The organism is Arcobacter vandammei (assembly GCF_016106035.1).
GTDB classification, from domain to species: domain Bacteria; phylum Campylobacterota; class Campylobacteria; order Campylobacterales; family Arcobacteraceae; genus Aliarcobacter; species Aliarcobacter vandammei.
The window spans coordinates 1-7,147 of the sequence record NZ_JADKPZ010000032.1 but is presented as its reverse complement, the minus strand read 5'-3'; the positions used below and the strand labels follow the sequence as shown (position 1 = coordinate 7,147).

Here is a 7,147-nt window from a genome sequence, read left to right as displayed (position 1 = left end):
AACAGTCATCTACTCTACCGCTGAGCTATGCCGGAATAAAAAAACAATTTAAACCGTATCGGTCAAATTGGATGGGAATTATAATAGGATTTTTTTTCTTTGTCAAGAGGTTTTTTACTAAATTTTGAAATTTGTCTTCAAATATTCCCGAGTTATTGAATTTATCGTAGTTTTACATAGTTTGATTTTGTAAGAATAAGTTTTTTTAGGCATATATTTTAAATTTATACACTTATTTTATACCCTACTCCTGTAATATTTAATATTAAATCTTCTTCAAACTTCTTCTTTAACCTTTTTACTAAGTTTTTTAAAGCATCTACAGTTGTAATATTTGTATAGTATAAAAGTTCATCATAGCTACAAACCTTATTTCTATTTTTTAACAAGTATTCAAAAAATATCTGCTCATTTTTTGTTAAATTTAATTCTACATCATTGTATTGTAAAAGCTTTGTAGAAAAAGAGTAAGTATATAGTTGCTTGATTTTTATATCATCTATTGATACTACATCAAATTTATTTAATTCACTTATAGCTAAATCTAAAGAGTCTTTTAAATCTTTTCTATTTACTGGTTTAAATAGATATTTTGTAAGTTTAAGACCCATAGCTTCAAGTAAAAATGTTTTTTCACTATGAGCAGATAAAATTATAATTTTTGTTTTAAAATCTTTTTCTCTTATTTGTCTTGCAACTTCTAATCCACTTATTTTTGGAATGTTAATATCAAGTAAAATAATATCAACTTGCTCTTTGTTGTAAATTTCTAGTGCTTTTTCACCATTTCCTGCTTCAAATACATTTTCATAAAACATAGATAAATAAGATACAAAATTCTCTCTTGATTGTTGTTCATCTTCCACAACTAATATATTATAAGAAAGCTTATTCATTTATTTTTCCACCCCCCCCCCCGAATCTCAATTTCAAATTTTGCACCAAAAGTTGTATTTTCAACAGTAATTTGTCCATTAAAACTATTTTCCAAAATCATTCTTGCCATATAAAGTCCTATTCCTGTACCATCTGAATCTATTTTTGTTGTGAAATATGGTTCAAAAATTCTATTGATGATTTTTTCATCTATTCCCATAGCATTATCTTCAATAATTAATACCAATTTTTCACTTTCGGAAATTATATCAAAAATAATTTTAGAATTTATTATATTGTTCAATTCAAAAGCATCAATTGAGTTGTTTATAAGCACTAATAACACCTGTTGTAACTCCTCTTTTTGCCCATAAATCTTGAAGTTATCAGTGATATTATTAATAATTTCAATATTTCCTAAATTTATATGTCCTCTTACAATATTTAGTGACTTTTCAATGGCATCATTTACTTTAAAAAATGTTTTTTGCTTATTTGGATTAAAAAAGTTTTGAAAATCATCAATAGTTTTTGATAAATAACTTGTTAATTCTTCAATTTGAGATATTTTCATATCAATATTTTCATCCATACAATCTTTTTGATTTAAATAAGCATCTAAAATCATTAATGTTGAATTTATTTGTGATAGTGGTTGTCTCCATTGATGTGCGATATTTTGTATCATTTCACCCATTTGAACTAGTTTACTTTGTTGCATCAGTAGTGCTTGATGCTTTGTATTTTTATCTATTTCAATTTTTATCTTTTTTTCTAAATTATTATTTAATTCTTCAAGTCTTTTTTTTGCAAATCTTAAAGTCAAAGAATTTTGTTCCAATAAACCTTCATTTTCTACTTGTTGAGTAATATCATGACCCATATGAATTATTTCACCGTTTGGAAGTGTAAGATTTATCCATTTTACAACTAAGATTTTTCCATCTTTTCTTCTTGGATACCAAATTTTAGGCTCTTTACCTTCTTTAATAATATCCAAAATAGCCTCTTTTTGTACCTCTTTATTTACATAAAAAAGTGATAGTGGATTTTTATGTTCTTTTATCTCTTCAAAACTGTAACCTAGAACCTTTTCGCACTCTTTATTCCATAAAACAACATTTCCATTTTTATCAAATGCATCCAACATCACTGGAGCAATATCAAATAAAACTCTATATTTTTCTTCACTTATTTCTAACTCTTTTTGTGCTGTTTTCTTTTTATTTATCTCATCTTTTAATCTAATTAACCAATAAATAAAGATTACAACTATTCCAAAAAATATAAAAAATAGAATACTTGCTTGTAAAAAATCATCTTCCATAATAAACTTTCTTATAAAATTTTGCAAATTATAATCAAATTCAAATCTAATTTCAAATTAGATACAATAAAGTCTTATTTAAATAAAAGGATTTTTCATAAAAACTTTTCAAGACTTAAAATTAAATGAAAACATTTTAAAAGCTGTTAATGATTTGGGATATACAAACCCTACACCTATTCAAGAAAAAGCCATTCCTATGGCATTGTTAAATAGAGATATTATAGGAGTAGCAAAAAGTGGAACTGGAAAAAGTTGTGCATTTTTACTACCTATTTTGGAAAATTTAATAAAAGAGAAAAAAGAAAATAGTGTTTTAAGAGCTTTAATATTAGTTCCAACAAGAGAGTTGGCAAAGCAAATTGCAAATGCGATTGATGACTATTCAAAATATATAGATATTAAAAGAGTTGCTATTTTTGGTGGAATTTCAAGTAAAGAGCAAGAGAAAAAATTGGCAAATGGTGTGGATATTGTGGTTGCAACAACAGGAAGATTGCTTGAGCATATCAAAAACAATACTATAAATCTTTCTAGTGTAGAGAGAGTTGTTATTGATGAACTTGATACTATGCTTGATATGGGATTTTTGGAGGAAGTTGAGAAAATTTTACCAAATATTGGAAAAAATAGACAAATTTCAATGTTTAGTGCAACAATAAATTCAACAGTAAAAAAACTTGCAAAAGAGTTTTTAACTGATCCTATTGTAATCGAAGTTACAAATCAAAGAGAGCATGTAGAAAAAATTGAGCATCAAATCGTTTTAGTTGATGAAGATAAAAAGGCTGAACTTTTATCGTATTTGATTGGTTCAAGAAATATAGCTCAAGCTTTGGTTTTTGTAAATAGAAAAGCTGAAGCTGATAGTTTGGTTGAAAATTTAAACCTTGATGGATTGAAAGCCTCTTGTATTCATGGAGATGTAAGACAAAGTTCAAGAGCTTTGGCTTTGAGAAAATTCAAAGAAAAAGAGATTAGAGTTTTGGTTTGTACTGATATTGCTGCAAGGGGAATTGATATAGAAGAGCTTCCTTGTGTTATAAACTTTGCTTTACCTGAAACAATAAATGATTTTACACATAGAGTTGGAAGAACAGCAAGAGCTGGAAATAACGGAGTTGCTATCACACTTCTAAGTGTAAAAGATTATAAATTTATGGCGGAAATTGAAAAAGAGTTAATCTTAAAAATTCCAAGAGTTGAACTTGATGGATTTGAGACTAAAGAGAAAAAACCAAGAGTAAAACAGCCTAAACAAAAATCTTTAAAAGAGAAAAAAATCTTATCAAAAAAAAGAAAACCAGAAGATAAACCAAAAAATCCTAAAACAAATAAAAAAAGAAAAATTACAAAAAGAGGTTAAAAAAACCTCTTTTTTAGACTATTTTCAACTGTATTAGAGCTAATAAAACTATACAAACAATAGAGCAAGTAAAAGATAAACTCTATAAAAAGCTTACAATTACTTCACTATTTACTCTTGGAATAAACATTGAACCATAGTTATTTCCACTAGAACAATAACTTATCTCCAAGGATTAGAACTTCCTTTATCTTCTTTTTGTGGTTTTTCTTTCCAAACTTTATCTGTACTCCATCTATTTTTCTTTACATACTCTTTTTGCTCTTGTGTTAAAACTCCTGTATAGTCATTTAAATGACAAAGTTCTATTTCCTCACAAACTTTATTTAAATATTCATATATATCTTTATTTATCTCTATACCATCTATTTCTATCCAGTTTAATGGTTCTGAAACTCTAACATCCATTAAATAACTATTTGGTTCTTCTTTTTTCCCATTTACTTCTGTATATAACTCTTCTCTTAGTGCATAATATATATTTTTATCTCCATTTGGCAAATCATAACAAGTATGATTTGAACTTGCACCCCATTTATGGCATTTATGACTTCTTAATTTATCAAGATTATTTTTATATAGCTCTGGTACAGCTTCTATTGCTAAATCATTTACTCCACCAATATAATTTGAGATATTCCATCTAAAATGTAGTTCACTTTTTTTTGGATAGTGTACTAGATGATTTTCTGGCATTTTTGCATAGTAGTATTTATATGTTGTTTGCGAGTTAAATGTTTTTATTACATCATTTTCGTACTCTGAAGGTAAATTATTTACACATTTACTCCATTTTTTTCTTGCTTCCATATAATTTTTAAACTCTATAGTTTCCTCTTTTGCTAATTCTGAACCATCTTTATAATTAAAATCCTTATAAAGGCTTGGTTCATTTCCACATTTATCATATACTGGCTTCATTCCCAAAGGGTTTCTTCCTATTTTCCAGTAAGATACCAAAGGTTCTTTTGCTTTTACTATTTGCTCTTTACTATTCTTTGTATCTGAAAGAGTAAAATCAAAAATAGTAAATTTTGTATTTCCATTACCTGCTATCATATATCCACCATTTTCTTTATCATATCTTAGTGGCTCAAAATAATCTGTAAATGTATAATCTTCATCATCTGATATAAATCCTGAACAAGCTGTAAATAGACCTAAAATTAAACTTACTATTAAATATTTTTTCATCTCTTATCCTATATTTGAAGTTTCGTTTTCTAAAACATCTGCATTTGAGTAAAATATTTTTGCATCTTGTTTATCTACAACATCTTTTTGAATTTCTGTTGTATAATATTCTCTATGGTATCTATTTTTTTTAATTTTTGGACTCATTCCTATAGAGTTTGAATATGGTCTATGTACATATTTATCTTGGAAATAGTTGCTTACATTTATAAACTCCTTTAATTCAAATTCATTCTCAAAGATAGTTGATAGTTCATCTATTTCATCTCTTAAATCTTCTACTCTTATATTAGAAAATATATATCTATTATCTTTTATCTCTTCTAACTCTTTTCTCATATCTTTTGTATAAATATTTCCTACTCCACCTCTTTGGCTTTGTTCTTCAATATCTCTTAATCTATTTTCCAAATAGCTATATGATAGATATGCTTGTTTTTCTCTTAGTCTTTTATGGGCTACTTTTAGATTTGAATATTTCTGATACTTAGTGTTAAAATACTCTATTAATGTTTTAACTTCTTCATTTGCTTCCCAATTTTCTGGAAATTTATCATTTAAAGGAACTTCTACTTCTTTACATTTATTATACATTTGTCTTAGATAATATTTAGAAAGTTCATTATTAAATACATTATGTTCAAATTTAGCTTCAGGATAACCACCACCTATATCAGAGTGTGCTCCTAAAAATACAAGCTCTTCAAACTTATCTTTAATGAATTCTGTTGGATAATTTTCATTATTGTTAGATATTAAATGTGCTGGAAAATTCTCTCTAAATTCATCATCTGCTAAAAAATGATTTACTTTATCTACTATAAAGCTAGGTTTTATATGTAAATTATATCCTATATTTATATCATTTCCAGGCTTTCCAAACGAAGCAACTGTATCAAAGATATTTAGAGTTTTTACTCTTATCTTTGCAGGATTATAATAAAACTCTTTATTATAATTTACTCCATGTTCTTTTATAACATTTACAAAATGTCGTGCAAGTGCAGCTCCTCTTGAAAATCCAAATATATCAAACTCTAGGTTTATTGGATAGTATCCTATACCTTCTTTTTTTTGATACTCTTTTACATACTCTTCTATTGCAATATTTATATAATAAAGCATTCCTCTTATCCTAGTCATCCCACCACTTCCAAATGCAGCACTTCCAAACCAATCTTTAGACTCTGTACTTGATATTGAACCAACACCTCTTACATAAGCACACATTGTTTGTGGAAAAATCTCTTCATTTGTGATATTTACTTCCTTATCTCTCTTTTTACCTCTATCTTTTTCACTCGTTTCTATAAGCTGATTTGGGTATATTTCAAAAAGTTTTCTTACATTTGATAAGGCATTTTCTGTTAAGCTTTTATTACTTATATCATTTCCCGTTCCATCAAAAAATATTCCTAATCTAAGATTACCTTTTGCTAGTTTATGATTTATTTTTAATATTACTGCCTCATCATACTCTCTTATTCCATCTCCATCTAAATCTATCCAAGCTACAATATAGTTTACTTTTCTTATATCCTCTTGCTCTACAAGTTCTTCTATTTTAAATTTATATTCCACTCTATCATTTTGAACTTCTAGACTGTCTTTTATAACCTTTTGAAAATATTTAGTTTCAGATATATTTAGTTCTTTATCTTTATTTTCATTAGCTTTTTTTAGTTCAATATCTTCAAAACTTTTATTTCCCAAATCTTTTATTTTAGGTTCTGTTCCGTGGTACTCTTCAAGCATTATTAGTTCTAATTTTAGTTTTTCTCCATTTTTTATACCTAAAGTTTGTGCTTTTATAGTTAGATTTTCATTTACAAAATACTCTCTCATTATTACTCATCTCCTTGTGGTTCTAAACTAAATAAACTTTTTAATATTTCTGCATCATTAGCCACCACCCCACTATAAGGACTATTACTATTATAGTTTGAAGTATGAAAATGTATTCCACTAGAATTTATTGAAAGTGAATTATTTCCACATCTTAATACCACTTCATTATAAGCATCTAGGTTTAGTTCTTCATTTGCTTCATATTTAACATCTTTTGATGTTATATGAAGGCTATTACTTATTTCCAATCCATAATCTTCTAATATCTCTAGGTATAGGTTTTGTAAAAACTTATCTTGTTTATTTTTCTCTACATAAGTATGTAGTATATTTTTTATTGAAGTTGTTATATTTTCTTCTACAAAGATATTTAGATTATCTTTTACTAAAATATTAAAATCAGTATTAGCATAGATATTATAATCTTTATTTACAGTTGTTATTTTCTCTTCATCTACAGTTTGTGTTAGGTTTTTATTTACATTTATTGTATAGTCTGATTTTACATTTAAGTTTGAGTTATTATTTACATCTTC

At 26.5% G+C, this 7,147-nt stretch carries 5 protein-coding genes and 1 pseudogene; 1 reads left to right on the top strand and 5 read right to left on the bottom strand.

Features of this window, described 5'->3' with window-relative positions:
• Positions 1 to 224: 224 nt before the first annotated feature.
• On the bottom strand, positions 225 to 896 hold the full coding sequence (locus IQC44_RS11175) for a response regulator transcription factor (protein WP_198306440.1): 672 nt from the start codon (positions 894 to 896) through the stop codon (positions 225 to 227).
• Positions 893 to 2,203 (bottom strand): PAS domain-containing sensor histidine kinase, encoded by a 1,311-nt coding sequence (locus IQC44_RS11170; RefSeq protein WP_198306439.1) that lies wholly within the window; start codon positions 2,201 to 2,203, stop codon positions 893 to 895. Before IQC44_RS11170 ends, IQC44_RS11175 begins: the two co-directional genes overlap by 4 nt.
• 154 nt (positions 2,204 to 2,357) lie before the next feature.
• Here IQC44_RS11170 and IQC44_RS11165 point away from each other — a divergent pair, with 154 nt between their 5' ends.
• Positions 2,358 to 3,569: a DEAD/DEAH box helicase gene (locus IQC44_RS11165; protein WP_228286342.1), complete on the top strand. Its 1,212-nt coding sequence runs from the start codon at positions 2,358 to 2,360 to the stop codon at positions 3,567 to 3,569.
• Between the two features lie 162 nt (positions 3,570 to 3,731).
• Here IQC44_RS11165 and IQC44_RS11160 read toward each other — a convergent pair whose 3' ends face one another.
• The 3 genes and pseudogenes from IQC44_RS11160 to IQC44_RS11150 all read right to left on the bottom strand — a co-directional run.
• On the bottom strand, positions 3,732 to 4,763 hold the full coding sequence (locus IQC44_RS11160) for a hypothetical protein (RefSeq protein ID WP_198306438.1): 1,032 nt from the start codon (positions 4,761 to 4,763) through the stop codon (positions 3,732 to 3,734).
• Positions 4,764 to 4,766: 3 nt separating this feature from the next.
• Complete coding sequence (locus tag IQC44_RS11155; protein ID WP_198306437.1) at positions 4,767 to 6,608, bottom strand: T6SS phospholipase effector Tle1-like catalytic domain-containing protein; 1,842 nt, start codon at positions 6,606 to 6,608, stop codon at positions 4,767 to 4,769.
• Between the two features lie 2 nt (positions 6,609 to 6,610).
• Positions 6,611 to 7,147: pseudogene (locus tag IQC44_RS11150) on the bottom strand (type VI secretion system Vgr family protein); the annotation flags it as partial.